Genomic DNA, 25478 nt, shown 5'->3' with positions numbered 1-25478 from the left:
GCGAACCGGCGCGGGCGCCACTCGCCAAGTTCGACTTGTATTCGCAGCAACACCGGATCGGGCGCTTGTAGAAACAAAAATCTGAGCTGAAACACGCACGTATTTCTCCTCTCCGCAGGAAGGCGGCCGGAACCGGTGGCGCCTGCCGCCGGATTTCTGCCTTAAATATTCCACCGCAGGAACGGCCATTTCGGCCTTCGTCAAGAGCACGCGACGGAATTCTCGCCAGCGCTTTCAAAATCTGCCTCGACACACTATTTCTCCGGCAGCGGCCTTCGTGCAGGGAATCGGGCCGCTTCAGCGCAATATTTTGACAAGCTGCCGGTCTCCGGCACATGTCTTGGGCGCACGGTTCGAATCGGTGATGGCCGGATGTCGATATCCGGCGGAGACTATGGAATGAACGGAACGAAGCTGCCCGACGGCGGCGTTCTCTACGACGAGACGGAAGAAGAAGAAGACGATGTGCTCGTGGCAGAACCGAGCCAAGGCCCCGCCGCGTCGATCGACTGGAACGAGGGCTGGAAGAACGAGACGGCGCTGAAGGGCGCCGACCTGATCGCCGAATTCGTCAAGCACCTGCCGAATGCGCCGGGCGTCTACCGGATGTTCAACGACGCGCAGGATGTGCTTTACGTCGGCAAGGCGCGCAGCCTCAAGAAGCGCGTCGGCAATTATGCCCAAGGCCGCGTCCATTCCAACCGCATCGCCAAGATGGTGCGTGAAACCACCCACATGGAATTCGTCACGACGCGGACGGAAACCGAGGCGCTGCTGCTCGAAGCCAATCTCATCAAGCGCCTGCGGCCGCGTTTCAACGTTCTTCTGCGCGACGACAAGTCGTTTCCCTATATCATGATCACCGGCGACCATCGGGCTCCGGCGATCTTCAAACATCGCGGCGCGCGGGCGCGCAAAGGCGATTATTTCGGTCCCTTCGCCTCGGCTGCCGCCGTCGGCCGCACCATCAACTCGCTGCAGCGCGCCTTCCTGCTGCGCACCTGCACCGACAGCGTGTTCGAGACCCGCACCCGCCCCTGTCTGCTCTTTCAGATCAAGCGCTGTTCGGGGCCCTGCACCCGCGAGATCAGCGACGAGGGTTATGCGGCGCTGGTGGGCGAAGCCAAGGATTTTCTCTCCGGCAAGAGCCAGAACGTCAAGTCGGCGATCGCCCGCCAGATGGCGGAAGCTTCCGAGGACCTGGATTTCGAGCGCGCCGCCGTCTATCGCGACCGCCTGGCGGCGCTGAGCCACGTCCAGAGCCATCAGGGCATCAATCCGGCCGGCGTCGAGGAGGCGGATGTCTTCGCCATCTACAACGAGGGCGGCCTCTCCTGCATCCAGGTGTTCTTCTTCAGGACCGGCCAGAACTGGGGCAACCGCGCCTATTTCCCGAAGGCCGATCCGCAGCTTTCCGGCCCGGAAGTGCTCAACGCCTTCCTGGCGCAGTTCTATGACGACAAGCCGGTGCCGAAGCAGATCTTGCTGTCCGAGACCGTCGAGGAACAGGAATTGCTCGCCCAGGCCTTCTGCGAAAAAGCCGGCCATAAGGTGACGATCTCCGTTCCGCAGCGGGGCGAGAAGAAGGACCTGACGGACCATGTTCTGGCGAATGCCCGCGAGGCGCATGGCCGCCGGCTTGCCGAAACCTCATCGCAGGCCCGCCTGCTGCAGGGGCTTGCGGAGACTTTCGGGCTTTCCTTCGTACCGCGCCGCATCGAGATCTACGACAACTCGCATATCATGGGCACCAATGCGGTCGGCGGCATGGTCGTCGCGGGGCCGGAAGGTTTTGTGAAGAGCCAGTACCGCAAGTTCAACATCAAATCGACCGACATCACCCCCGGCGACGACTTTGGCATGATGCGCGAGGTGATGACCCGCCGCTTCTCGCGCCTTCTCAAGGAAGAGGGCATTCCCGACCGCACCGCCGCGACGACTGCCAGCGCCGAGGATGCGGCAGATGCCGCCTTCCCCGCCTGGCCGGACGTGATCCTGATCGACGGTGGCCAGGGGCAGATGAGCGCGGTACGCGCCATTCTCGACGAACTCGGCATCCGCGACGTGGTGACCGCGATCGGCGTCGCCAAGGGCGTCGACCGCGACGCCGGCCGCGAGCGGTTCTTCGCCGACGGGCGGTCAGATTTTTCGCTGCCGCCGCGCGATCCGGTCCTCTATTTCATCCAGCGCATGCGCGACGAGGCCCATCGTTTCGCGATCGGCTCCCACCGGGCGCGGCGCAAGAAGGAGATGGTCAAGAACCCGCTGGACGAGATTTCCGGGATCGGGCCTGGCCGCAAGCGCAAGCTCCTGCAGCATTTCGGCACGGCGAAGGCGGTGTCGCGCGCCGGCCTCACCGACCTCATGGCGGTCGAGGGAATTTCGGAGGCCGTCGCCAAGCAGATTTACAATCACTTTCACGAGAACCGGGCTGGCTAAATCGGCATGACGCCATCGGCTGCAAAAAAGCCGCTAGACCCTGTTGACGCCTTGGCCTCAACACATCAACTAGGAGCAAACATCCGGAAGGCTCCCCATGGCGTCGCGCGCATACAATATTCCCAACCTTTTGACCTATGCGCGCATTGTGGCGGTGCCGATCATCGTCGGCTGCTTCTTCATCGAGGGGCAGCTTGAAAGCTCGGATGTCGCGCGCTGGACGGCGCTGGTGCTTTTCGCCGTCGCCTCGATCACCGATTATCTCGACGGGTATCTCGCCCGCATCTGGAACCAGACGTCGAATATCGGCCGCATGCTCGATCCAATCGCCGACAAGCTGCTGGTCGCCGCCGTGCTGCTGTTGCTCGCGGCCGACCAGACGATCGCCGGCTGGTCGCTCTGGGCGGCAATCACCATCCTCTGCCGCGAAATCCTGGTGTCGGGCCTGCGCGAATATCTGGCTGCGCTGAAGGTCTCCGTGCCGGTTACGCGCATTGCCAAATGGAAGACGACGATCCAGATGGTGTCGATCGCCTTCCTGCTTGCCGGGCCTGCCGGCGACAAAATCTTGCCCTATACGACCCAGATGGGCATCGTGCTTCTCTGGCTCGCCGCGATCCTGACCTTCTACTCGGGCTATGATTACTTCAAGGCCGGGGTCAAACATCTGGTGGACGAAGAATGACCGTCAAACTCGTCTATTTCGCCTGGGTGCGTGAACGGATCGGCAAATCCGAGGAGGATCTCGACCTGCCGGCAGACGTCGTCACAGTCAACGATCTGCTCGCGCATCTGACGACGCTCGGCGAGGAATACGAGAACGCGCTGCAGTTCCCCGACGTCATCCGCGTCGCCATCAACCAGGAACATGCCGAACACGACGAACCGATCGCCGGCGCGCGCGAGATCGGCATCTTTCCGCCGATGACCGGAGGGTGATAATGGCTGGGGCCGGCGCCAGTTGCGGAACAACCCGTTCCTCCCCGGCGGGGAGAGGGAGAGGTTGCCCATGACCGCTCCCACCATCCGCGTCCAATCCGCCGACTTCGACCTGCAGGCCGAAATGTCCGCCCTCACCGCCGGCCGCAAGAATATTGGCGCCGTCGTCACCTTCACCGGCCTCTGCCGCGACGAACAGGGTGCATTGTCGGCGCTGGAGCTCGAACACTATCCGGGCATGGCGGAGGCTGAAATGTTTCGCATCGGCGAACTGGCGATCGATCGCTTTTCGCTGCTCGGCCTCACCGCCATCCACCGGTTCGGCAAGATCATGCCCGGCGAAAACATCGTGCTGGTCATCGCCACCGCCCCGCACCGTCAGGCGGCCTTCGACGGTGCCAATTTCGTGATGGACTTTTTGAAGACCTCAGCGCCCTTCTGGAAGAAGGAACACGCCGCCGACGGCGCCCAAGGCGACTGGATCGCCGCCAAGGACGCGGACGACACTGCGCGGGACAAGTGGCGGTGATTACGGCACCACCCGCTCCCGGCGGCTCATCACCAAGACCATGACCAGCAAGGCGACGATCACCAGGTCGCGCCAGACGATCGGACCGTAGCCGCTCCAGAGCGTTTCGGCAAAGCCGATGACGGCGGCGCCGGCGGCGGCACGCAGGGGATTGGAATGACCGCCGGCCGCGGCGATCAGCACGACCTTCAGGCCGAACAGCAGGCCGGCGCCAAAATCCATCGTGCCGTAGTGGGAGGTCGCGAGCACGCCGCAGATGGCAGCGTAGAATGCCGCCGCCGCGTAGGCGGTGACGAAAACCCGCGCGGAATTGGTGCCGGAGAGTTCAGCCGCCAGCGGATCGTCCGAGACCGCCCGCCACATGCGGCCCCAATGGGTGCACGACAGCACCAGATAACCCGCACCGATGGTCGCCAGCATGATGGCGACGTTGGCGAGCTGGATCAGCGTCAGGGTCACCGGAAAGCCGTCTGCGTGCCAGAAGACGACCGCGTCGTTGAGGAAGGGCGGCAGCCAGAGTTCGCGGGTATCGGCGGCGATCCGGGCGCCTTCCATGAGCACCATCAGCGCGCCGAGCGAGGCGACGATCACCGCATTCGGCGAGATCTTTGCAAGCGGCCGCATGACCACCTGCCCGATCGTTATCCCCGCCCCGATGCCGCCGGCGATCCCGGCCGCGGCGCCCAGTCCCAATGCGGCCGGCAGGATCAGCCAGAGCCGGTTCCAGGCGAAATGGGCGAAGAGCAGGTAGAGATGGCCGGAAAAGGCGAAGATCGCGCCATAGGTGATGTCGGCCCTTCGCGTCACGGCAAAGGCGATTGCATATCCGAAGGCAAGCGTCGCGTAGAGCGCCGCCAGCGGAACCGCGTTCGCCAGTTGCTGCAAGAGATAGGCCATGGGCACTCCGATAGCGGCGATGAATATAACTGGTCAATCGCATTTTGCCAGTTATAATATCGCATGAGCTTTTCCTGGACCCCGCATCGTTTTGCCGGCGGCGCGCTGGCGCTGGATGTCGCCAACAGTGTCATCCTGCGCTTCGATCCCGAGCGCAGCATCGACCGGTTCGCCGAGCCGCAGCAGATGCACGCCTTTCCGAAAGCAGCCGAGAAATTCTCGGCCGAGCGGGCGCTGTTCGGGGATCTCGCACCTGTCCCGGCCGAGAACCACACGCCGTTCATCGCGCTGCGCGAAGCGATAGACCGCTATTTTCGCGCCCGTGTTCGTGGTGACGACGCGCAGGCGTTGCTTGCCGATTTCCTCGAAGCGACGGCGGCTATCCTGCGCCGTGCCGAGAGGAATTCGCTGGAGGCGGCGACCGCCCATTCGGCGCTCAGGCTGCTTGCCGAGGAAGAGATTTCGCGGATGAAGATCTGCGGCAGTTGCGGCTGGCTGTTCCTCGACCGAAGCCGCAACCGAAGCCGTACCTGGTGCGACATGGCGGTGTGCGGCAACCGGGTTAAAGCCAGCCGCCATTATCATCGGAGGAAAAAGGAGGCCGCATCATGACGCACCGGTTTATGGTTCTCAGCCTTGCAGCCCTCACCCTTGCCGCATGCCAGCGGGAAACCGAAAAGCTGGTCGAGGTGAGCGGGCATATCTTCGTGTTCAACTACCGGGTCGCCAGCGCCACCTACCTCGTGACGCTTAACAAGACCGGGCCGATACCGGAGGGGACCGTGGCGATCGCCAAATTCCACGACCCCGCAGGCGGCGATCCGATCGTCATCAGTGAGAAAATTTTCCCCGCCTGGAACAAGATCACCCTGCAGAGCCCCAATGTCCGCTGCGTGCGCAAGGACAAGCCCTATTCCGTGGATATCCGGCTGGTGGATGCGGGCGGGCGGACGCTGCAGGAACTGAAGACCCAGCTCGTCTCGGACGTCGACCAGTCGGTGCTTCCCAGCAAGCCGCTGGTGCTCGGAGCCGGCTACGAACGGAACCCGGACGTCTTCAAGTCGGACGGGACGGTAGACTACGGGCGGGACGACGACTGCCCGGCCTGAGGCGGAGACGCCGCCGAATATCCCATAACGAAAAAACCGGGGCCAAACCCCGGTTTCTTCAAAGTCTTCCGTCGAGATTGGGCTTAAATCAGCCGACGATCTCGGTTTCGGAGAACCAGTAGGCGATTTCCTGGGCGGCAGTTTCCGGAGCGTCGGAACCGTGAACCGAGTTCTCGCCGATCGACAGCGCGAAGGTCTTGCGGATGGTGCCTTCGTCGGCGTTTGCCGGATTGGTGGCGCCCATGATCTCGCGGTTCTTCAGGATGGCGTTTTCGCCTTCCAGAACCTGAACGATGGTCGGGCCGGAGGTCATGCCTTCAACCAGTTCGCCGAAGAACGGACGTTCCTTGTGAACGGCGTAGAAGCCTTCTGCCTCGCGCTTGCTCATCCAGACGCGCTTGGAAGCGATGACGCGCAGGCCATTGTCTTCAAACACCTTGGTGATGGCGCCCGTGAGGTTACGCTTGGTGGCATCCGGCTTGATCATCGAAAACGTGCGTTCAATCGCCATTGTTTTATCCTTCGTTTCCTGTGGCCCCCTGACTAGGGGGAAAGTGGGCGGTCTTTACCCGCCCCTTTCGCTGGAAACAAGGGGGTTCGGGCAATTTCACGCCGCTGTCACACTGCGTCCGACGCCATTATGCAGGTCGAGACAGCGCTCGAACCACAACCCCACCGGGTCGTCATCGGAAAACACCTTGGTGCCGGCGGTGATGCGCATCCACTGCAGCGCGCCGAACAGGATGTAGTCGACGAAAAGCGGGCCGTCGCCGCCGATGAAGTCATGATATTTCAGGGCGTGGCGGATCGGCTCCAGCTTCGGCGAGAAACCGTCGATCTCCGCCTGGCGGCTCGCTTCCATCTCTTCGAGCGTCCTGCCGAGCCGAGCCTCACGGCTGGCGCGGAAATAGACCTGGTCCGTCTCCCCGAGCATGTCGTGAATGTTCTTGACCGCAATCTTGGTGATCGCGGTATGCACCACCATCTGGGAAAAACCCTCGACGAAACGGGCGAGCGCCTTGCCGGCCGGGCCGCCGAACAGCGTCGGCCGGTCCGGATAGGTCTCCTCCAGATAAAGCGCGATCTCGAAACTGTCGCGGATCAGCTCGTTGCCGTCCCGAAGGATCGGCACCGTCTTCGAAAACCCGCCTTCGAGGCTGGGGATCTCGGTAAACGGCGTCGGTTTCTCGATGAAATCCAGGCCCTTGTGGGCGAGCGCCTGCACGACTTTCCAGCAATGGGGCGAAAATGGGCGGCTCTCGTCGGCGCCGCAGAGCGAGTAGAGAATACGGGTCACGGCAGGCTCCTGATCTGAACGTTCGGCCGGCGATATTGAAAGCAAATTCTCGTTTGAATCCAATCAGGAAATTTCATGGGTCGCAGTCGATCGACCATTTCGACGATCCCTTAACCGTAACCACGGGCAATCCGGCCCGTTTTAGCAAATGTTAAAACCGGTCCCGCATGGCTTGTCGCACGATCGAACAATTGTGAGGACGAGACATGGCGGGCGAAGCGAGCAGAACGGGACAGGATCGCGGCCTGCAGGCTGTCGTCCAGCTCATGGCGAAGCTGGACGTGAGCGGCCTGCCGCGCAACTACGAGCTCTTCCACGAAGCGCTGCTGGGCGGCGACCCCGCCCTTTCGCGCGAAGTTCTGGCGCTTTCCGCCGGGCCTTCCCAGACGGTGCTCGACGAGATGGGGCTACGCCATCAGCTCTCGGCTTTCGTGGCGCTCATGCCCGCCAGGGGCCGCGATCAGGAAATAAAGCTGCTGCTGGAACTCCGGGACAAGATGGCAAGCGGCGTCACCCAAAAGAAGGGTTTCAGCCGGGTTCTGGAAACCGTCGCCCGCAGCCTGCGCCAGGACAGCACGGCGGGGCCTGAGGATATTTTGGCCGAGATCGAATATCTGAGCGTCTCGCTGTCCGATGCCGTAGTCGCCGAAACCGAACTGGAAGCCATTCTTCGCGCCGGTGCCGATCGTCTCGTCAAGGCCGAACGCGAGGCGTCCGTTGCCCGCTCGGTGACGCTGCGCGACCGGCTGACCTCGCTGCCGAACCATGCGGCGCTCGCCGAAAGGCTGGAGGCACTCTACGGGGTCGATGCCGACAGCCGCGATACCGCCCTCTTCCTGGTGACGGTTACCGACCTGCCGCATTTCGCCCGCACCTACGGCGATCCCGCCGTCAACCGGATCATCAAGAAGGCCGCCTCGATCTTCCGCAAGGCAATCAAGAAGAACGATTTCCTGGCGCGCATCGGCAAGGGTGATTTTGCTTTCGTCTTCCGCGACGTCAGCCGCGACAGCGTGCAGCCGATCGCCGAGCGACTGATCGCCTCGATCACCGACAATCTCGTCTTCGCCGCCTCCGATGGCACGAGCGGGATCGGTCTTTCGGTCGGCGCGGCTCTCACCGCGGACGCTTTTTCACCGCAGGAACTCCGCCTCCAGGCCGGCACGGCGCTCGAAACGGCCAAGGCCAATCCGCGAATGATCGTCGCGCTTCACGGCGAGGCACCGAAACGGTCATCCTGAGACGGCCAGGATTTTATCCAAAACAGAAGAGGCCGCGGTTTCCCGCGGCCTCTATTCGGCGAATGAAGATCGGTGGCCGATAGCGATACGTCCGACGGCCACCCTCCTGTCCTGCCAGCAGGCCAGCGGAATTATGCCGGCACGAACTGGTTCTGCTGCGTGAACCGAACGGAGACATCCGTGACACCGGCAAAGTTCACCTCGTAGGCCGCCGAAGACGTCGCGGTGTCGATCACCTGTCCCTGAACGAAAGAGCCGGCGAGGATGTAATATTTCGGCTTCGGCGTGAACTGGTACAGGAGGCCGGGCTCCAGCTGGACCGCGATCGTCGGCTTGTCGGCCATGGCGATGCCGACACTCAGGTAGACGCTCTTGCTGGCCTGCACGGGCACGGTCGGAATGGTGCCGTCGGCCTGGGCGAGGATAAGGCCTTTCGTAGAGTCGGATGTCCCCTCCGGAAAACCGGGGGCGCCATAGGGGAACGGCCCCTGATAGGTCACCGGCACGTAGTTCTGATTGTTGATCATGACGCTGACCGAGCTCGCCGTCTGAAAGGAGCGCGGGGAGCTGGGCGAGCCCTGTTCCTGGATGTAGCCCACCGTCACGGAATAATCGATCGTCCAGTTGAAGGACGATGTGCTCGGATTGTCGGGGGTACCCGCAGCGGCGCCGCCGACCATCCAGGCCAGCGACAGGGGGTCGACCGACGGCCCGATAATCTTCGGGATCGTCTGGAACAGGGCAAACTGCTGCCATTTCGCGTTTTCGTTGAGAACCGTGAGGCTGTAGGGCTGGCCGGCGGCCTGGCCGCTGAAGGCTTTGATCGCGTTCGGCCCCATGAAAATTGTCATAATACCTCTCCTCTTTCGGGTTGCCGCGACCACACCATGCGGTGACGGCATCTGTGCTCACGGCACCGGCTTCCGCGGAGCATCATTTGCACGAACACAACCTAGGATATTTAAATCTGAAAATATGTCACACAGGTAACAACCCTGGTTTGCATTTTTGCTAAATATCAACCCTACAGACGGCAGCCATGCTTTCGATTTCAGGGGGGATACGGGCAGATGAAAACAATGAAAAACATGAAGATTTCAGACGAGATAAGAAAAACAGAGCTATTCAGCACTGCTGATGACGATGTAATCTCAACGTTCGCAAATAAAATAAATATAAACTCATATAGAGATCGGCAAACACTATTTTTTAATGGAGATACTTGCGATACACTTTATATTATACTTTCTGGCGGCATTTATCTTTATTTTATATCCGAGGAAGGCAATGAAGTAATTTTTTCCGAACTTCAACCGGGGGACGCAGTCGGCGAGATCGAGTTCGCCCTCAACTACCGGCATTCCTCGAACGCAGTGATATGCGGGGCGACGCGGCTGCTCGAAATCGACCGGAAAACCTTCAACGAACTCTCGGCGATCCCGCAGGTGTCTTCATACCTGATGCGGACGATCGCCCGAAAGCTCCACCGCACCATCATGTTTGCGGAGGGAATGGCGCTTTACCCGCTGGAGATTCGCCTTGCGCGCCTGCTGCTCAATCTCGGCGCCTCCCACGGGCGGTCGACCAGCGACGGCATCCTCATCGAAAAACCGATATCCCAGAGCCGCATGGGCCAGCTCATCAATGCCAGCCGGCCGCGCATCAACGCCCAGCTCCAGGCCTGGAAAAGCGAACGGCTGATCGGCGTGCGGCAGCACCGCATCGTCATTTTCAACAAGAGATCGCTGCAGATCATCTCGCGCCATTCAGACCCGGCAGCCTGAATGACACGGATGCTTGCGAGTGCCGGACCGGTGTGGCGATGCCCGGCGCCCCCGGCGCCCGGCCGGATCCGGCGGCTTACGGGCAGCCGTTCTTGACGATGGCGATCAGGTCAGCGGTATCCTGGGTGAAACTCGGCCCGTAGACGCCGTCCGGCGCGCCGCTGGAGACGACGCTGACCGCCTTATGGACGTTGTTGGCGGTCACGAACCAAGCCCCGCCGCTTGCGCCACCTCCATACATGGGATGCGGGCCGGCTTCGTAGGCGGTGCCGGCCTGCACGGCGATGCGGGCCGTTTCCCGATACATGTATTCGCCGCCGTCGAGCCGGCCGGGGTAGCCGCTGATCGTCACATTGTCATCGACATGGGCGCCGTCAATGCCGAGTTCATACTTGCCGACGGCGGATGCCTGGGTGGTGCGCATCACCGAATAATCGAACTGCGACCGCGCCATGCTCGGCGGGTTGCCCGACACCTCGGTCCAGCGCAACAGCACCGCCACCCGGTCGATTTGGAAGAGAGTCCCGCCACCGCCCGCATAACCTTGATAAAAGCGGATATTGGTGGCTTGGTTGCCGTTGCCCCAGGCGGAATGGGCGGCACCCATGACGATCCGGTCATCCGCGACAAACTGAGCGCTGGCCGTGTAATCCACGCCGCCGAGCGTAAACAGCAGCTTGCCTCCGAACTTATAAGGCGCTTCATTGATCGGCGCTCGCTCCGCATCGGTATCCTTGAGGCTGCGCCGTTGTTCGGAGAGACCACCTTCGCCCCGGCTAATCGTCTCCCCAAACGGAATCGCGTTGGCGATCCGCTCCGCAGTCCAGTAGCCGCCGTCGGCGCCCGCCAACATGGCACCGCCAGGGCTCCAGCAGGTAAACTCCACCGCCCCGGCGCTGAGCGGCGTCATCAGTGCGGATGCCGACAGCAGCATCGACCACGTCAATCTCGTTACTCTCATGACATTTGCTCTCCCGATCGAAGTTCGATCGCACCATCGCGACCCGCGGCGGCGCCGCCTCAACGATCTACCAGAACGTGCAATCTTCTTCTGTTTCCCTCGGAACAGCGAAATACCGGTCCATCGGCGCCCTTGCCAACAAACGGTGTTTCGGCCAAAACCGCCGCCATGATCACGATTACCGAACTTTCCGCCCGCATCGCCGGGCGTCTCCTCCTCGACAATGCCAGCGTGACGCTTCCCGCGGGCACCAAGGCAGGCCTCGTCGGCCGCAACGGTGCCGGCAAGTCTACGCTGTTCAAGGTCATCACCGGTGAGCTCGGCTCGGAAACCGGTTCGGTCTCCTATCCGAAAAGCGCCCGGCTTGGCCAGGTGGCGCAGGAAGCGCCGGGCACGGAGGATTCGCTGATCGAAATCGTGCTTTCCGCCGACAAGGAGCGCGCGGCACTTCTGGCTGAAGCGGAAACCGCCACCGATCCGCATCGCATCGCCGACATCCAGATGCGGCTCGTCGATATCGATGCGCATTCGGCAGAGGCGCGCGCGGCCAGCATTCTCGCCGGTCTCGGCTTCTCCCAGGAAGCCCAGTCGCGTCCCGCCTCGTCGTTTTCCGGCGGCTGGCGGATGCGCGTGGCGCTCGCCTCCGTCCTGTTTGCCGAGCCAGACCTGCTGCTGCTCGACGAACCGACCAACTATCTCGATCTCGAAGGCACGTTATGGCTGGAGGACTATATCCGGCGTTATCCGCATACCGTCATCATCATCAGCCATGACCGCGACCTCCTCAACAACGCGGTCAACGCCATCGTGCATCTCGACCAGAAGAAGCTGACCTTCTACCGCGGCGGCTACGACCAGTTCGAGCGGCAGAAGGCTGAGGCCGACGAATTGCAGACCAAGGCCAAGGCCAAGAACGAGGCAGCCCGCAAGCACCTGCAGAGCTTCATCGACCGCTTCAAGGCCAAGGCCACCAAGGCCCGGCAGGCGCAGAGCCGCGTCAAGGCGCTGGAGCGCATGGGTACCGTCGCCGCGGTGATCGAGGACCATGTGCAGCCGATCACCTTTCCCGAGCCGGAAAAACAGCCCGCCTCGCCGATCGTTGCGATCCAGAACGCCGCCGTCGGTTATGAACCGGGCAAGCCGATCCTCAAGAACATCACGCTGCGCATCGACAACGACGACCGCATCGCCCTGCTCGGCTCGAACGGCAACGGCAAGTCGACCTTCGCCAAGTTCATCGCCAGCCGCCTCAAGGCGGAAAGCGGCGATATCCGCCTGGCGCCGAGCCTGAAGATCGGCTTCTTCGCCCAGCATCAGCTCGACGATCTCGTGCCGGCGGATTCGCCCGTGGCCCATGTGCGCCGGCTGATGCCGGATGCGCCAGAGGCCAAGGTTCGCGCCCGCGTGGCGCAGATGGGGCTTGCGACGGAAAAGATGGCGACGGCCGCAAAAGACCTGTCGGGCGGCGAAAAGGCGCGCCTGCTGATGGGCCTTGCCGCCTTCCACGCGCCAAACCTCCTGATCCTCGACGAACCGACCAACCATCTCGACATCGACAGCCGCCGTGCGCTGATCGAAGCGCTCAACGACTACGAGGGCGCCGTCATCCTGATCAGCCACGATCGTCACCTGATCGAGGCCACCGTCGACCGGCTGTGGCTGGTCAACAACGGCACGGTGTCGAATTTCGAAGGCGACATGGAGGAATACCGCAACCTGATCGTCAGCTCCGGTAAAAAAAAAGAAGAAAAAGTTGAGCTGACCGAAGATCTCTCCTCCAAGGCGGACCAGCGCAAGGCGAACGCCGAAAAGCGCGCCTCGCTGGCGCCGCTCAAGAAGAAGATCAACGAAATCGAAGCGGTAACCGCCAAGCTGGAGAAACTGATCAAGGCTCTTGATAAAGAACTTGGCGACCCCGCCCTCTACGAAAAAACTCCCGCCAAGGCGGCCCAGAAGGCCAAGGAACGCGGAGAAGCGGCCGCAAAGCTCTCGTCTGCCGAAGAGGAATGGCTGATGCTGTCGTCGGAGTACGAGGAGGCGATGGCGAGCTGACCTTGCTCCAGCGGTTGAATACTAACCTCTAGCCGACCAGGCCAGCGATGTCCCCGGCGGTGTGGCGGGGGAAATCGCCGAACCCGGCACCCGCAATGCGATTAATCATTAAATTAGGAATGCATTATAATATCGGCCGATTATTCACAGGGATGATTTTCAGGCCTTATGTCCAATCCGCGGCGGCTTCTCGCTCTTTCTGGCCTGCTCGCGGATCGCCGCGGCAATATTGCCATCATGTTCTCCCTGCTGCTCGTCCCGCTGATCACCGCCGTCGGCGCCAGCCTCGACTACGTGCGGGCCTATAACGCCCGTTCAAAGATGCAGGCCGATCTCGATTCCGCCTTGCTCGGCGCAGTGAAAAGCGTGGGAACACTGGACAATGCCGCACTCAAAAAGCGCATCCAGGAGTGGTTTGCTGCCCAGACCGATCTCGGGAGCGGCGGCTACACACTCGAAGAAATCGACATCGACACATCGAACAATAAGATCACGGCGACAGCCCGTGCTACAGTGCCCACGACGCTACTCAAGATTGCAGGCATAGATGACGTCGGCGTCGCCACCGCCTCATCGGTCGAAGGTCCCGGCCGCGCCTATCTCGATGTCCATATCGTACTCGACAAATCCGCTTCGATGCTGCTCGCGGCGACGAGCGCCGGTCAGTCCAGCCTGATGTCGTCACCCGCCAACTGCGCCTTTGCGTGCCATACGCCGGAAGGGGCGACCTTCTCCTACAAGGGCAAGACCTACAGCAACGTCTACGACCTGTCGGTGGCGATGAACATCAAGCTGCGGGCCGATGTCTCGGTGGACGCCGCGCGCGAAGTTCTAGACCTCATCGACACGGCAGACGCCGCCCATGAGCGCATCCGGGTCGGCCTCTATACCCTTGGCAAGACTACGACCCAGGTATTGTCGCCCACCTTCTCGACCTCGACGGCCCGGACGAAGCTGAACGACAAAACCAGCGGGATGACGAGCGCGACGTCCGAAGAGGCGACATATTTCGACACTTCCCTGACGGCCCTCAAGCCCATGATCGGAGCGGCCGGGGACGGAGCCAGCAAAGATGAGCCGCTGAAACTCGTGTTGATTCTGACGGACGGCGTCCAGTCCGAGCGCAACTGGGTGCTGCAAGACAATTCCGGCATCCGCTTCCCGACGGCAAAAAGCTCGCTGCAGACCGTCGTCACCCCGATCAATTCCAAGTGGTGCAAACAGGTGAAGGACCTCGACGCCACTATCGGCGTTCTCTATACCGAATACCTGCCGATGACCTGGGACTGGGGTTACAATGCGACGCTCGGCAAGACCATGAGCAGCAGCGGCTTCAGTTCGATCTGGGGTGGCACGGTCGCTTCCGGCAAGAGCAGCAGTACGCGGACAGCCTATATCCCCAAAGCACTCGAAGAATGCGCAACGAGCGGCGATCTTTTCCTCCAGGCGAACTCTGCCGAGGAAATCGAGGAAGGCCTGTCCTCGCTCTTCAAGCAATATCTCTCCAAGGTAAGGCTGACAAACTAGATGACGGCGATGCACCGTTTCAAAGCCCTCCTACGGAACGAGCAGGGAACCGCCGCGGTCGAGTTTGCACTGCTCGTCCTGCCATTCTTCGTCTTCCTGTTTTGCATTCTCGATATGGCGCTGATGTTCTTCGTCGACAGCGCGCTCGATTCGGCCCTGCATGTGGCCGCCCGTTCCGTCCGGGTCGGCAGCGCCCATTCGAACGGCTGGGATCTCGCCACTTTCAAGAGCAATGTCTGCGACGGCATGGCGCTCGCGTTCAGCTGCGAAGACGAACTGCTGGTCACGACCACCACGATGTCCGATTTCTCGTCGATGAGCTTCACGTCGCCGGTCAGCGGCGGCGTTCTCTCCGTAACCGAGAGCTTTTCTCCGGCCGCGTCGGGGGACTACGTGATGATCCAGGCTTTCCTTCCCTGGGACAGCCTGCTGGCCGCGATCGGCGCGGACGTCAACACGCTCGCCGATGGAACCTATGTGCTCTCGGCTTCCGTGGTTTTCAGAAATGAACCCTTTTGAGACATCGCACGATGGCACCAAGGCATGATCCCGACCACAGGCAAGGGAACCGGCGCGAAAGCAGCATGCGGGCTTTGCTCGCCGACCGCAAAGGCCAGTCTGGCATCGAGTTCACCCTGCTTCTGCCGGTGATGGCGCTGCTGTTCGCGGGCACCGTCGATCTCGGAGAAGGCCTGATGGTGAAGCGGAAGATCAACCAGATCGCGGAAGTGGCGAGCGACATCGTCTCCCAGGAAACAAGCTGGAGCAACAGCGAGCTCAATACCCTTCTCCAAGGGACCGCCTCCATTCTCATTCCCTTCGACAGCAGCGCACTCGCAATCCAGGTCGCCCTCGTAGACTTCGACGCCGCAGGCAACGCGAAGGTCAACTGGTCGTCGGCCTATCAAACGAACGCGCAGGTATCCGGGGATCCGCCCGCCTTCGAAATCCCCGCCGATCTGATCGAAAGCAATGTGCAGCTCGTCGTCGTGCAGGTGAATTATGCAATGGCGACGCCTTTCACCTCTCTGTTTTCCGCAGTCACCGGCTCGGGTGAGTACAGCTTCGTCGGCAAGGCGATCTCCCGCCCGCGGGTCGGCGACAAAATCGCCAAGAAGTAGGGCCGTCCAACAGAGGTTGTCCTCGCGAAAGCTGCCGCGGCAAAGGAACCGCATCCGCAAACCTCGATTGCGGCGACTGCGTCAGTGGCGTTGACACCAAGACTGCCGGCGCCGCACGGTTCTACGCCAGCGAGAATTTCGCCTTCACCGACCTCGCCTGTTTGCCATTCGCCTCATCCTCCCGGCAGATATGAAGCGGCGCTCCCAGAACGAAGTTCTGCTTTGGGATAACCGGAGTTTCAGGTTATTATTGCGCGGCCAACACACAGCTCATCAGGTTGCCAATGCAAAGCCATCCGCTGTCACTTCGCCTCAAGCCAGACGTCCAGGCGCGCCTTCAAGCAGAAGCTGAAGCCAGCGAACAGAAGATGGCCGAAATCGCGGCGACGGCTATCGAGACCTACCTGGAAAGCCAGGCGGAAAAACGCCTTCAGCTTGAGCAGGCGATTGCGTCCGCCGACGAAGGCACCTTTGTTTCCAGCGAAAAAATGGCAGACTGGATTGCCTCCTGGGGTTCGGAGAACGAACTCCCGGAACCGGAACCGGATATATTTACAAAACTTTCCAGACGCGCCTGATCCTGATGAAGATCGTCTATCTGCCGCGAACGCGCGCCGATCTTCGATGGATGAAAGAGTATTATACGCACGTATTTCCAGACGGTGCTCGGTATGCGCGGCTGCGGTTTCAAAACGCCGAGCAACTTCTCAAAGACAATCCGCAAGCGGGACGCCCTGGGGCACTGTCGGGCACACGGGAACTCGTGATCGCGAGGACCCCTTTCATCATTCTCTACCGCATCCAGGCGGATAGGATCGAGATCCTCCGTATCTGGGACGGACGCTCGTTTCGCCAATTGAGCCCGGCCAGCGATCCATCATAACCAGCCATTAACCATAATCGGCGAATGTGACGTCGCTTCAACTCCTTAGTCATTTTTCAGCCGAGTCGCTCCCATGTTTGTCCGCGTCCTTTGTGCCGCCGCCGCCGTCGCGTGCCTTCTTTCCTCCTGCGCCGGCCGCAGCCAGACCGAGAGCGGCTCGCTTGCCACTTCATTTGCACCCGCCAAGGGGCTTTCCTCGTCCAAATCGCCCAAAAAGGCGGAGGCGGATTCGCCGGTGGCGCTGACGCCCGTTGCCTGGGGGCGTTTCAACAATCCGGGCAGCCTTTCCGGCCGCACCCTCACCGCCTCGTCGCTTTCCGACCTGAAGCTTGCCAACAAGGAGGTCGTGCTGACCTTCGACGACGGCCCGATGCCGAAGAAGACGGAGAAGACGGAGAAGATCCTCTCCATCCTCGACGAATACGACGTCAAGGCCACCTTCCTGATGGTCGGGCAGATGGCCAAGGCCCATCCGGAGATCGCCCGCAAGGTGGTCAATGCCGGCCACACGATCGGCAGCCATACCTATCGCCATGCCGACCTGCAGAACCTTTCCTTCGATGCGGCCGTGGCCGAAATCGAAAAGGGGCGCGATGCGGTGACCAGCGTCACCCATGAGGATGCCGGCTTCTTCCGCTTCCCCTATCTCGCCGACACCAGGCGCCTGCGCCAGTGGGTCGCCTCGAACAGCATGGTGGTGCTGGACGTCCAGGTCGATTCCAAGGATTATTTCGGCGTCTCGCCGGCCGCCGTCGCAACCCGCACGATGAATTCGCTGCGCACCCACGGCAAGGGCATCATCCTGCTGCACGACATCCATGCCCGCACGGCCGCCATGCTGCCGGCGCTGCTTACCCAGCTCAGCGCCGAAGGCTACAAAGTCGTTCGCCTGCGCCACAGCAATTCGTCGATGATGATGGCTTGGCTGAACTGAGGGAAAGAATGCGCGGGGTCAGGCCTTCTTGACCCAGCGCCCCTCTTCCGACTGCTGCCAGTAGGTCAGCGCATGCCCCTCGCCCTTCAGCTTCTTCCACTGGGCGCGGGCGTTGTCGAGCTGGACGGTATCGTAGCCGTCGAACATGAAGACGATCCGGTCATAGTCGGCGATCGGCGGCGGCTCGGCACCATCCACCAGAAAACGAACCGTCGCACCGTTGCCGTTTTCGGCAGCGGAGGTCAGCAGCACCGGTTGCGCTTCGGCCATCGGCGAGGCGTCGGTGCCATGCGGCAGAAAACTGTCCTCGCGGAAGGTCCAGAGATGCGCGTCGAGAAAATCCCGGCGCAGATCGCCGTTCGTCTGCACCGCCACCTTCCAGCCACGCTCGACGCTCTTTTCGAGCAGCGCTGGCAGCGCCTCCTCGAGCTTCGATTCGGTCAGGTGGTAGAACAGGACTTCAGTCATTAGCTCTCGTAATGCGCCCGCACGAGTTCGTCCAGCAGCCGGACGCCGTAGCCGGATCCCCAGGACTGGTTGATCTCGCTCGACGGGGAGTTCATCGCGGTGCCGGCGATATCGAGATGCGCCCAGGGGGTTTCACCCACGAAGCGCTTCAGCAGTTGCGCTGCGGTGATCGACCCGGCGTTGCGGCCGCCGGTATTCTTCATGTCTGCGAATTTCGAATCGATCAGCTTGTCGTATTCCTTGCCGAGCGGCATGCGCCACAGGCGCTCGCCGGTGACGTCCCCGACGCCGGCCAACTGGCCGGCCAGCGTGTCGTCGTTGGAGAACAGGCCCGCCTGCAGATTGCCGAGCGCCACCAGGATCGCGCCGGTCAGGGTGGCGAGATTGATCATGAAACGCGGCTTGAAGCGATCGTTGCAATAGTGAAGCGCATCGGCAAGCACCAGCCGGCCTTCCGCATCGGTGTTGATGATCTCGATCGTCTGGCCCGACATGGTGGTGACGATGTCGCCCGGTCGCTGGGCGTTGCCGTCGGGCATGTTCTCGACGAGGCCGAGAATGCCGATCGCGTTGACCTTGGCCTTGCGGGCGCCAAGCGTATGCATCAGGCCGATCACGGCAGCGGCGCCGCCCATGTCGCCCTTCATGTCCTCCATGCCGGCACCCGGCTTGATGGAAATGCCGCCGGTATCGAAAACGACGCCCTTGCCGATGAAGGCAACCGGCGCATCCTTCGGCTTGCCGCCCTTCCATTGCATGATGGCAAGCCGCGGCGGCCGGACCGAACCTTGCGCCACGCCGAGAAGCGCGCCCATGCCGAGCTTCTTCATCTCCTTCTCGGTGAGGATTTCCACCTCGACGCCGAGCTTCTCCAGTTCCTTCGCCCGGTCGGCGAATTCGACCGGTCCGAGCACGTTGGGCGGCAGGTTGACGAGTTCGCGGGCCAAAAGCACGCCGCCGGCGATCGCCTCGGATTCGGCGAAAGCCTTCTTGGCGGCCGCAGGATCGGCAGTGACGATCGTCACCTTCACCGTCTTCGGCGCCTTTTCCTCGTCGTCGCCCTTCTTCGTCTTGTAGGTGTCGAAACTGTAGGCCCGCAGCAGCATGCCGAGCGCGAAGCCGGCCAGTTCGGCAGCGCCGACCGCAAGGCCGGGCACATCCGTAAAGATCGCCACCCTGGTCATCGACTTGACCGTGGAAGCGGCGATGCCGCCCGCCTTCAGCCAGTCATAGGCGGTCAGCGCCTCGGCCTTGCCGAGGCCGAGCACGACCAGCCTGTCGGCGGGAGACCCCTGCGGCGCGATAATGTCCAGCGTCGACATCGACTTGCCGGAAAACTTCGCGATCTCCGCCGCCCGGGTCACGATGCCGGCAGGATCGGCATCGGCAGCTCCCGCTGCCGGTCCGTTGCCGGCAAGCTTGAGCTGGATGGCAAGGCCGCCGTCGATCTTGGCGGACTTGGCGAAGGAGATATCGAATTTCACGGACATTGCGACTCCAGGAGGCTTTCGAAAGAACGCGGCGATCATCGCCGTTTCGGCTTGAAGCGCAAGGGCGAGATGTCACAACTGCGTCAACCCGGTTGCGGGCTCCCTCTCCGGCGCGTCAAAAAGCCTGATTTCGGGAGGGGACATTCCCTCTATCGGCAGCCAGCACCTGTTCAAATCCGACGCGTCTTGCTCTAGGGTCGCGCCGCCCGACGACCAACGGATCATTTCGCATGACATCGCCTTCCCAAACCCTCCCCGAATGGCTTGCCGCCATGCGACGATTCTTTGCCAGGCCGAAGGGCTGGTTCATCGTGCTGATGGCGCTCTGGTGGGTGCTGCTGGCGGTCTTCTACCTGGTACCCGAGATCGACCTTGCCGTGGCACGCGCCTTCTTCGCCCAGGCCGCCTGCGGCGAGGCTATCGAACGAGGCCGGGTCTGCGGCAGTTTTCCCTATGGTACGGAAACCCTGTTCGTCCTGATCCGGCGCGTTCTCTTCTACCTGCCGGCGCTGGTCGCGATCTATCTCCTCTACCGGCTGATCGCCAACCTGCAGCACCACGGCGAGACCTACAGCCCGCGCAAGACGCGGGATTATTCCATCGCCCTGGTTTCCTTCCTGATCGGCCCGTATGTGCTGGTCAACCTGATCCTGAAGCAGGTCTCCAACCGGCCCCGCCCCTACGAGACCGACTTTTTCGGCGGCAAGGATGTGTTCACGCCGGCCGGCGATTTCGGCGGCGCCTGTGTCGGCAACTGTTCCTTCATTTCCGGCGAGGCGGCGGGCGCCGGATGGCTGGCCTGCCTCATCGTTTTGCTGCCGAAACCGCTGCGTCCGGTGCTCGGCCCACCCCTGATCGCCATCTCGCTGATCTCGCCGGCACTCAGGACCTCCTTCGGCGGCCATTACTTTTCGGACGTGACGCTCGGCTGGTTGTCGTCGCTGGTGGTCTATGCAGCGGTGGCTGCGTGTTTCGAAATGTCACAGCGAAGAAGAAAACGGAATTCGCAAACAAATTTGTGACGCAGCCCCTGTCGCAAAGCTGATATCAATCGCTTAGATAGGCGCGACCGTCATCTCGGGGTAACCAGCTGTCACCATTCCCCGGGTGACGTTGTGCAAGGTATCTAGGCCGGAATGAAGCTTCTCGAAGTCTACATATTGCGCCGGATTTTTCAGATGTTCCTGGTGACGCTCCTGCCGGTGCTCACCATCATCTGGACCATCCAGGTGCTGGGACGCATCAACCTGGTCACCGATACCGGCCAGTCGATGGGCTCGTTCGCGACTCTTGCAACCTTCATCCTGCCGACCATCATCCCCGTCGTGCTGCCCTTCGCGCTCGTCATCGGTATCACCCAGACGCTGACGGCGATGAACAACGATTCGGAACTGCCGGTCATCGACGCGGCCGGCGCGTCGCGCAGCATCATTTACCGGCCGGTGCTGATGCTCGGACTCGCGCTTAGTCTCTTCTCGTTCCTGGTGACGAATTTCGTCGAACCGCCGTCTCGCGTCGCGGCCCGCCAGATGGTCGCCGCCGCTTACGCCGACCTGCTTTCCTCGGTCATCGAGGAAAAGACCTTCCGCAGCATCGAGCCGGGGCTCTACGTGCAGATCTCGGAGCGCCATTCCGGCCGGGTGCTCAAGGGCCTGTTCGTCGTCGATTACCGCGACCCGAATTTCGACCTCATCTATTACGCCCGCGAGGGATCGATCGACGAAAGCGGTACCTCGCTCACCATGCGTGACGGCGAGGTCCACCGCAAATCCGCCGACGGACGTATCTCGATCATCAAGTTCGTCTCCTACGCCTTCGATCTGTCGGCGATGACGAAGGCGGAAGGCGGTCTGCCGCAATATTCGACCGACCGCAGCCTCGCTTTCCTTCTGAACCCGGATCCGAACGATCCGGTCTACCAGAAATCGCCGGACGCCTATCGGTCGGAACTGCACAGGCGCTTGTCCGACTGGCTTTTCCCGATCACCTTCGCGCTGATCTCGCTGGTTATCGCCGGCAGCACCCGCTCGCACCGGCAGACCCGGGTCCATCCGATGGTGTTTGCGCTTTTCCTCGCTTTCGGCGTGCGCTGGCTCGGGTTCTCGGCCACCAATATGGTCGAACGCCATCCGCTCTACACCCCGCTCCCCTACGCCGTGCCGATCGTCTTCTCGCTGATTGCGATCTTCATGCTTGCCACCAACCGGCAGTTCTCGGCGCCGCGCTTCATCGCTCGCGGCATGTCGCGCCTGGCCGGCAGCGTGCAGCGGCGCATACCCGCCTCGCGGACTTCGGGCGGAGGTACGGCATGATCTTCACGACGCTCGGCCGATATTTCTTCCGTCGTTATATCATCACAGCACTCTGGTTCCTGCTCGGCGTGGGCGCCATCATCTTCCTCGCCGACTTCAGCGAGACCAGCCGCCGCATGTCGGGCTTCAGCGGCTACACTGTCTCGACCGGGCTGGCGATGACTGCCATGCGCGTGCCGCTCATCCTGCAGCAGACCATCCCGACGCTCAGCCTGTTTATCGGCATGACGGTGCTGATCGCGCTCAACCGCCGCTACGAACTGGTGGTGACGCGTGCCGCCGGCATTTCCGTCTGGCAGTTCATCTCGCCGTTCGTCATCGGAGCGTTTCTGATCGGGCTCGCAACCTTGCTTGTGATCAATCCGCTCGCTGCCTGGGGCCAGCGCGAATCCGCTTCCATGGAGGCCAGTTGGCGCGAAGCGAGCAACCGCTCGCGGGCATCCACCTTCATTCCCTGGATCCGCCAGATCAGCGGCGACGACGACACGGTCATCGGCGCCAAGAGCTATCAGGAGAAGGGAACGCGGCTTATCGACGTGGTGGCTTTCCAGTTCGACAAGGACGGTCGCGTGATCATGCGGCAGGACGCCAAGACCGCAAAATTGGAAGATGGTTACTGGCTGCTTAACGACGTTTTGGAAAACCGGCCGGGCGAAATTCCGGTGCGTCGCGAGACAGCACAGGTTCGCACCAAGTTGAAGCAGGAATATATCCAAGAGAGCCTGGCGCAGCCTGATACTGTTGCGTTTTTTGATCTTTCCAGAAAAATCGAGGTCAGCAAATCTTTCGGCATTCCCACAAAGGCGCTCGAGACGCAGTATCACTCGCTGCTCTCCCTGCCGATCCTGCTCGTGGCAATGACTCTCATTGCTGCAACAGTCTCATTAAAATTCAGTCGGTTCGCCCAGTCCCGGTCCGTGATTCTGGGTGGAATAGTTTCTGGCTTCGTGCTTTATGTCGTCACGGTGCTTGTGAAGGCATTCGGAAGCAGCGGGGCAATTCCTCCTTTCGTGGCGGTCTGGATTCCAGTGATCGTCGCGACGGCACTGGGGACGACAATTCTGCTTCATCAGGAGGATGGCTAGTGGCGGTAAGTAACCGCAAACATATAAGACGGCTCGCCGCCGCCCTGCTGACAGGTGTGTCTGTATGCGTATTTGGCGTATCCGCAACGGCTGTGCTGGCTCAGGGTCTGGTGCCTCAGGCAGCGGACGGCGCCAAGATGCTGTTGCGCGCCAATGAGCTCGTCTACAATCAGGACGCCGAGGTGGTCACCGCGACCGGTGGCGTGCAGATCTATTACAACCGCTACAAGATGGTGGCGCAGCGCGTTCAGTACGATCAGAAGAGCGGCCGCGTCATGGCAACCGGCAATATCGAGCTGATCGAGCCGGGCGGCAGCCGTGTCTATGCCGAGCAGATGGACGTCACCGACAGCTTCGGCGAGGGTTTCATCAACGCGCTCCGCGTCGAGACCACCGACAATACCCGCCTTGCCGCCGAGAGCGCCGAGCGCCAGCCTGGCGACCTGATGGTGCTCAACAATACCGTCTACACCGCCTGCCTTCCCTGTGCCCAGACGCCGGGCAAGGCCCCACTCTGGCAGGTCAAGGCGCAACGGGTGGTCCGCAATGGCCAGACCCATACGATTCGGCTTGAAAACGCCCAGTTCGAACTGTTCGGCCTGCCGATCGGTCGCCTGCCTTTTGCAATCGAGGTGCCGGACGAAACGGTCGAGCGCAAATCGGGCCTTCTGTTCCCGCAGTACAGCGCGAGCGACAATCTCGGCTTCGGCATCACGGTGCCTTATTATCACGTGTTCTCGCCGAGCATGGATGCGACGCTCAGCCCCACCTATTATTCCAATCAGGGGCTGCTGCTTCAGGGCGAGATCCGCAACAAGTTCGAGACAGGCGAACATACGTTCCGCTTCGCCGGGATCCATCAGAACGATCCGGAAGCCTTCGATCCGAATACCAGCGACCGGGCTGCGGATAACCGCCTCATGGCCGCCTCCAAGGGCGAGTTCAAGATCAATCCGCGCTGGACGTTCGGCTGGAACGTCATGACCCAGAGCGACAACAATTTCTCGCGGACCTACAAGCTGACTGGCGTCGGGGGCAGCACGTTCACCAACGACATCTATCTCACCGGGTTGGGGACGCGGAACTATTTCGACCTGCACAACTATTATTTCAACATCCAGGACGACACCTATAGCAACACGGCCGAGCAGGAACAGGCGATCGTCTACCCTTCGCTCGACTATACCTACTACGCGCCGGAACCGATTCTCGGCGGCGAGCTTTCGGTCACCTCCAACATTACCAACCTGTCCCGTCGCGAAGACGACTGGTACAGGGAAGGCACCACCAATCGTTTCCCAGGTCTTGAAGGCAGCTACAGTCGCCTGACCGTGGAAGCCGAATGGAAGCGCACCTTCAACACGCTCGACGGCCTGCTGCTGACGCCGATCCTCGCCGCCCGCGGCGACGGCATCCGCCATACCGGTTCCGGCACACCGGGTCCCTATTTCGGCGATATGGAGTCTGAAGGTGCCAACGGCCGTTACATGCTCACGGCCGGTCTCGAGGCGCGTTATCCGATCCTGCTGACCACCGAAACCAGCAGCCATATCATCGAGCCGATTGCGCAGATCTTCGCGCGTCCCGACGAGCAGATGGCCGGCGGATTGCCGAACGAGGATGCCCAGAGCTTCGTCTTCGACGCCACCAGCCTTTTCGAGCGCGACAAGTTCTCGGGCTTCGACCGTGTCGAAGGCGGCACGCGCGCCAATGTCGGGCTCCGTTATACCGGCACGTTCGCCAACGGCATCGGCGTGCGCAGCATTGTCGGCCAGTCCTACCATATTGCCGGCCAGAACTCGTTCGCGACCGAGGACCTGGTTCAGGCGGGCGCCAATTCCGGGCTCGAAACGCGCCGGTCCGACTATGTCGCGATGGCGGCCGTCGATCTGCCGCAGGGTTTCACGATCGGGGCAAACGCCCGCTTCGATGAGAAGACATTCGCGATCAAGCGCACCGATGCCTCGCTTTCCTACACGACGCCGCGGGTGAGCGGCTCGCTGGTCTACACGCAGGTCGATGCTCAGCCGGAATACGGTTCGGACGACGCGCAAGACGTGCTGAAGCATTCGATGAGCTTCCGGATCAACGAAAACTGGGCGCTTGCCGGCACGGCGACCTGGGATCTCGCGGACAAGGAACTTGTCCGGCGCGGCATCGGCATCAGCTATGCGGACGAGTGCACGATCTTTACGGTTGCCTATACGGACAAGCCGTCGGACACGGCCGCCAATGACTGGACCGTCAGCGCCCGCCTGAGCTTCCGCACGCTCGGCGATATCAGCGTCGGCTCGACCGAAGGTTTCGATCAGGACTACCGCTACTGAGGTAGCGGCTCGTCCGATCGGCTGACCGTCATCGTTTCGCCGCAAGAATTGTGCAAGCGGTCGCAAATAGAGTATGAAATGCG

General features: G+C 61.6%; 26 protein-coding genes. 19 read left to right on the top strand and 7 right to left on the bottom strand.

Going from position 1 to position 25478, the window contains the following annotated elements:
* Window positions 1-399: 399 nt before the first annotated feature.
* The 4 genes from uvrC to C5J24_RS23325 all read left to right on the top strand — a co-directional run bounded on the left by uvrC (window position 400) and on the right by C5J24_RS23325 (window position 3907).
* Entirely contained in the window at window positions 400-2439 is a 2040-nt protein-coding gene (uvrC, locus tag C5J24_RS23340) for an excinuclease ABC subunit UvrC (RefSeq protein ID WP_172724114.1), read from the top strand.
* Window positions 2440-2536: 97 nt separating this feature from the next.
* The gene (pgsA, locus tag C5J24_RS23335) at window positions 2537-3124 is read left to right on the top strand and encodes a CDP-diacylglycerol--glycerol-3-phosphate 3-phosphatidyltransferase (protein ID WP_046605600.1); all 588 of its coding nucleotides are present in this window, start codon (window positions 2537-2539) and stop codon (window positions 3122-3124) included.
* Entirely contained in the window at window positions 3121-3378 is a 258-nt protein-coding gene (gene moaD, locus C5J24_RS23330; protein WP_105421356.1) for a molybdopterin converting factor subunit 1, read from the top strand. Before pgsA ends, moaD begins: the two co-directional genes overlap by 4 nt.
* A gap of 70 nt (window positions 3379-3448) precedes the next feature.
* Window positions 3449-3907 carry a molybdenum cofactor biosynthesis protein MoaE gene (locus C5J24_RS23325; RefSeq protein ID WP_105421354.1) on the top strand — a complete coding sequence of 153 codons (459 nt, stop codon included), beginning with the start codon at window positions 3449-3451 and terminating at the stop codon, window positions 3905-3907.
* Here the strand turns inward: C5J24_RS23325 and C5J24_RS23320 are convergent, their stop codons facing one another.
* Entirely contained in the window at window positions 3908-4804 is an 897-nt protein-coding gene (locus C5J24_RS23320; RefSeq protein WP_105421352.1) for a branched-chain amino acid ABC transporter permease, read from the bottom strand.
* A 63-nt stretch (window positions 4805-4867) separates the two neighbouring features.
* Between C5J24_RS23320 and C5J24_RS23315 the strand changes: the two genes are divergently transcribed.
* A complete protein-coding gene (locus C5J24_RS23315) occupies window positions 4868-5416 on the top strand; it encodes a CGNR zinc finger domain-containing protein (RefSeq protein ID WP_105421350.1) in 549 nt (182 codons plus the stop codon).
* A complete protein-coding gene (locus C5J24_RS23310) occupies window positions 5410-5913 on the top strand; it encodes a hypothetical protein (protein ID WP_371674783.1) in 504 nt (167 codons plus the stop codon). The genes C5J24_RS23315 and C5J24_RS23310 overlap by 7 nt, the downstream gene beginning before the upstream one ends.
* A gap of 88 nt (window positions 5914-6001) precedes the next feature.
* On the opposite strand, the gene ndk is transcribed toward C5J24_RS23310, so the two are convergent.
* A complete protein-coding gene (gene ndk / locus C5J24_RS23305; protein WP_007769585.1) occupies window positions 6002-6424 on the bottom strand; it encodes a nucleoside-diphosphate kinase in 423 nt (140 codons plus the stop codon).
* Between the two features lie 96 nt (window positions 6425-6520).
* Window positions 6521-7210: a glutathione S-transferase family protein gene (locus C5J24_RS23300; protein WP_105403016.1), complete on the bottom strand. Its 690-nt coding sequence runs from the start codon at window positions 7208-7210 to the stop codon at window positions 6521-6523.
* 206 nt (window positions 7211-7416) lie between these two features.
* On the opposite strand from C5J24_RS23300, the gene C5J24_RS23295 reads away from it, so the two are divergent.
* Window positions 7417-8451, top strand: a complete 1035-nt coding sequence (locus tag C5J24_RS23295; RefSeq protein ID WP_105421346.1) for a diguanylate cyclase — start codon at window positions 7417-7419, stop codon at window positions 8449-8451.
* 131 nt (window positions 8452-8582) lie between these two features.
* Here the strand turns inward: C5J24_RS23295 and C5J24_RS23290 are convergent, their stop codons facing one another.
* Entirely contained in the window at window positions 8583-9302 is a 720-nt protein-coding gene (locus tag C5J24_RS23290; protein ID WP_105421344.1) for a hypothetical protein, read from the bottom strand.
* Window positions 9303-9521: 219 nt separating this feature from the next.
* Between C5J24_RS23290 and C5J24_RS23285 the strand changes: the two genes are divergently transcribed.
* A complete protein-coding gene (locus tag C5J24_RS23285) occupies window positions 9522-10235 on the top strand; it encodes a Crp/Fnr family transcriptional regulator (protein ID WP_105421342.1) in 714 nt (237 codons plus the stop codon).
* Window positions 10236-10311: 76 nt separating this feature from the next.
* Here C5J24_RS23285 and C5J24_RS23280 read toward each other — a convergent pair whose 3' ends face one another.
* The gene (locus C5J24_RS23280) at window positions 10312-11196 is read right to left on the bottom strand and encodes a hypothetical protein (RefSeq protein WP_172724113.1); all 885 of its coding nucleotides are present in this window, start codon (window positions 11194-11196) and stop codon (window positions 10312-10314) included.
* A 168-nt stretch (window positions 11197-11364) separates the two neighbouring features.
* On the opposite strand from C5J24_RS23280, the gene C5J24_RS23275 reads away from it, so the two are divergent.
* From C5J24_RS23275 to C5J24_RS23245, 7 genes are all read left to right on the top strand, one after another.
* On the top strand, window positions 11365-13248 hold the full coding sequence (locus C5J24_RS23275; protein ID WP_105421338.1) for an ATP-binding cassette domain-containing protein: 1884 nt from the start codon (window positions 11365-11367) through the stop codon (window positions 13246-13248).
* Window positions 13249-13416: 168 nt separating this feature from the next.
* Window positions 13417-14775 carry a TadE/TadG family type IV pilus assembly protein gene (locus C5J24_RS23270; RefSeq protein WP_105421336.1) on the top strand — a complete coding sequence of 453 codons (1359 nt, stop codon included), beginning with the start codon at window positions 13417-13419 and terminating at the stop codon, window positions 14773-14775.
* Window positions 14776-14784: 9 nt separating this feature from the next.
* Window positions 14785-15294 carry a TadE/TadG family type IV pilus assembly protein gene (locus C5J24_RS23265; protein ID WP_172724112.1) on the top strand — a complete coding sequence of 170 codons (510 nt, stop codon included), beginning with the start codon at window positions 14785-14787 and terminating at the stop codon, window positions 15292-15294.
* A gap of 65 nt (window positions 15295-15359) precedes the next feature.
* On the top strand, window positions 15360-15896 hold the full coding sequence (locus C5J24_RS23260) for a TadE/TadG family type IV pilus assembly protein (RefSeq protein WP_172724111.1): 537 nt from the start codon (window positions 15360-15362) through the stop codon (window positions 15894-15896).
* Window positions 15897-16180: 284 nt separating this feature from the next.
* Window positions 16181-16474: a CopG family ribbon-helix-helix protein gene (locus C5J24_RS23255; protein ID WP_105421330.1), complete on the top strand. Its 294-nt coding sequence runs from the start codon at window positions 16181-16183 to the stop codon at window positions 16472-16474.
* Window positions 16475-16479: 5 nt separating this feature from the next.
* Entirely contained in the window at window positions 16480-16779 is a 300-nt protein-coding gene (locus C5J24_RS23250) for a type II toxin-antitoxin system RelE/ParE family toxin (protein ID WP_105421328.1), read from the top strand.
* Between the two features lie 73 nt (window positions 16780-16852).
* Window positions 16853-17713, top strand: a complete 861-nt coding sequence (locus tag C5J24_RS23245; RefSeq protein ID WP_105421326.1) for a polysaccharide deacetylase family protein — start codon at window positions 16853-16855, stop codon at window positions 17711-17713.
* Between the two features lie 18 nt (window positions 17714-17731).
* On the opposite strand, the gene C5J24_RS23240 is transcribed toward C5J24_RS23245, so the two are convergent.
* Window positions 17732-18181, bottom strand: a complete 450-nt coding sequence (locus C5J24_RS23240; RefSeq protein WP_105421324.1) for a DNA polymerase III subunit chi — start codon at window positions 18179-18181, stop codon at window positions 17732-17734.
* Window positions 18181-19671 (bottom strand): leucyl aminopeptidase, encoded by a 1491-nt coding sequence (locus C5J24_RS23235; RefSeq protein ID WP_105421322.1) that lies wholly within the window; start codon window positions 19669-19671, stop codon window positions 18181-18183. The genes C5J24_RS23240 and C5J24_RS23235 overlap by 1 nt, the downstream gene beginning before the upstream one ends.
* 230 nt (window positions 19672-19901) lie before the next feature.
* Between C5J24_RS23235 and C5J24_RS23230 the strand changes: the two genes are divergently transcribed.
* The 4 genes from C5J24_RS23230 (at window position 19902) to C5J24_RS23215 (ending at window position 25395) form a co-directional block, all read left to right on the top strand.
* Complete coding sequence (locus tag C5J24_RS23230; protein WP_105421320.1) at window positions 19902-20693, top strand: phosphatase PAP2 family protein; 792 nt, start codon at window positions 19902-19904, stop codon at window positions 20691-20693.
* A gap of 114 nt (window positions 20694-20807) precedes the next feature.
* Window positions 20808-21983: an LPS export ABC transporter permease LptF gene (gene lptF / locus C5J24_RS23225; protein WP_105402923.1), complete on the top strand. Its 1176-nt coding sequence runs from the start codon at window positions 20808-20810 to the stop codon at window positions 21981-21983.
* Entirely contained in the window at window positions 21980-23068 is a 1089-nt protein-coding gene (lptG, locus tag C5J24_RS23220; RefSeq protein ID WP_105402922.1) for an LPS export ABC transporter permease LptG, read from the top strand. Before lptF ends, lptG begins: the two co-directional genes overlap by 4 nt.
* Window positions 23068-25395 carry an LPS-assembly protein LptD gene (locus C5J24_RS23215; RefSeq protein WP_105421318.1) on the top strand — a complete coding sequence of 776 codons (2328 nt, stop codon included), beginning with the start codon at window positions 23068-23070 and terminating at the stop codon, window positions 25393-25395. The genes lptG and C5J24_RS23215 overlap by 1 nt, the downstream gene beginning before the upstream one ends.
* Window positions 25396-25478 lie beyond the last annotated feature (83 nt).

Source organism: Neorhizobium sp. T25_27 (assembly GCF_002968565.1).
Taxonomy (GTDB): Bacteria; Pseudomonadota; Alphaproteobacteria; order Rhizobiales; family Rhizobiaceae; genus Neorhizobium; species Neorhizobium tomejilense.
The sequence above is the reverse complement of the archived record's forward strand: the minus strand, read 5'-3'. Positions and strand labels throughout refer to the sequence as shown.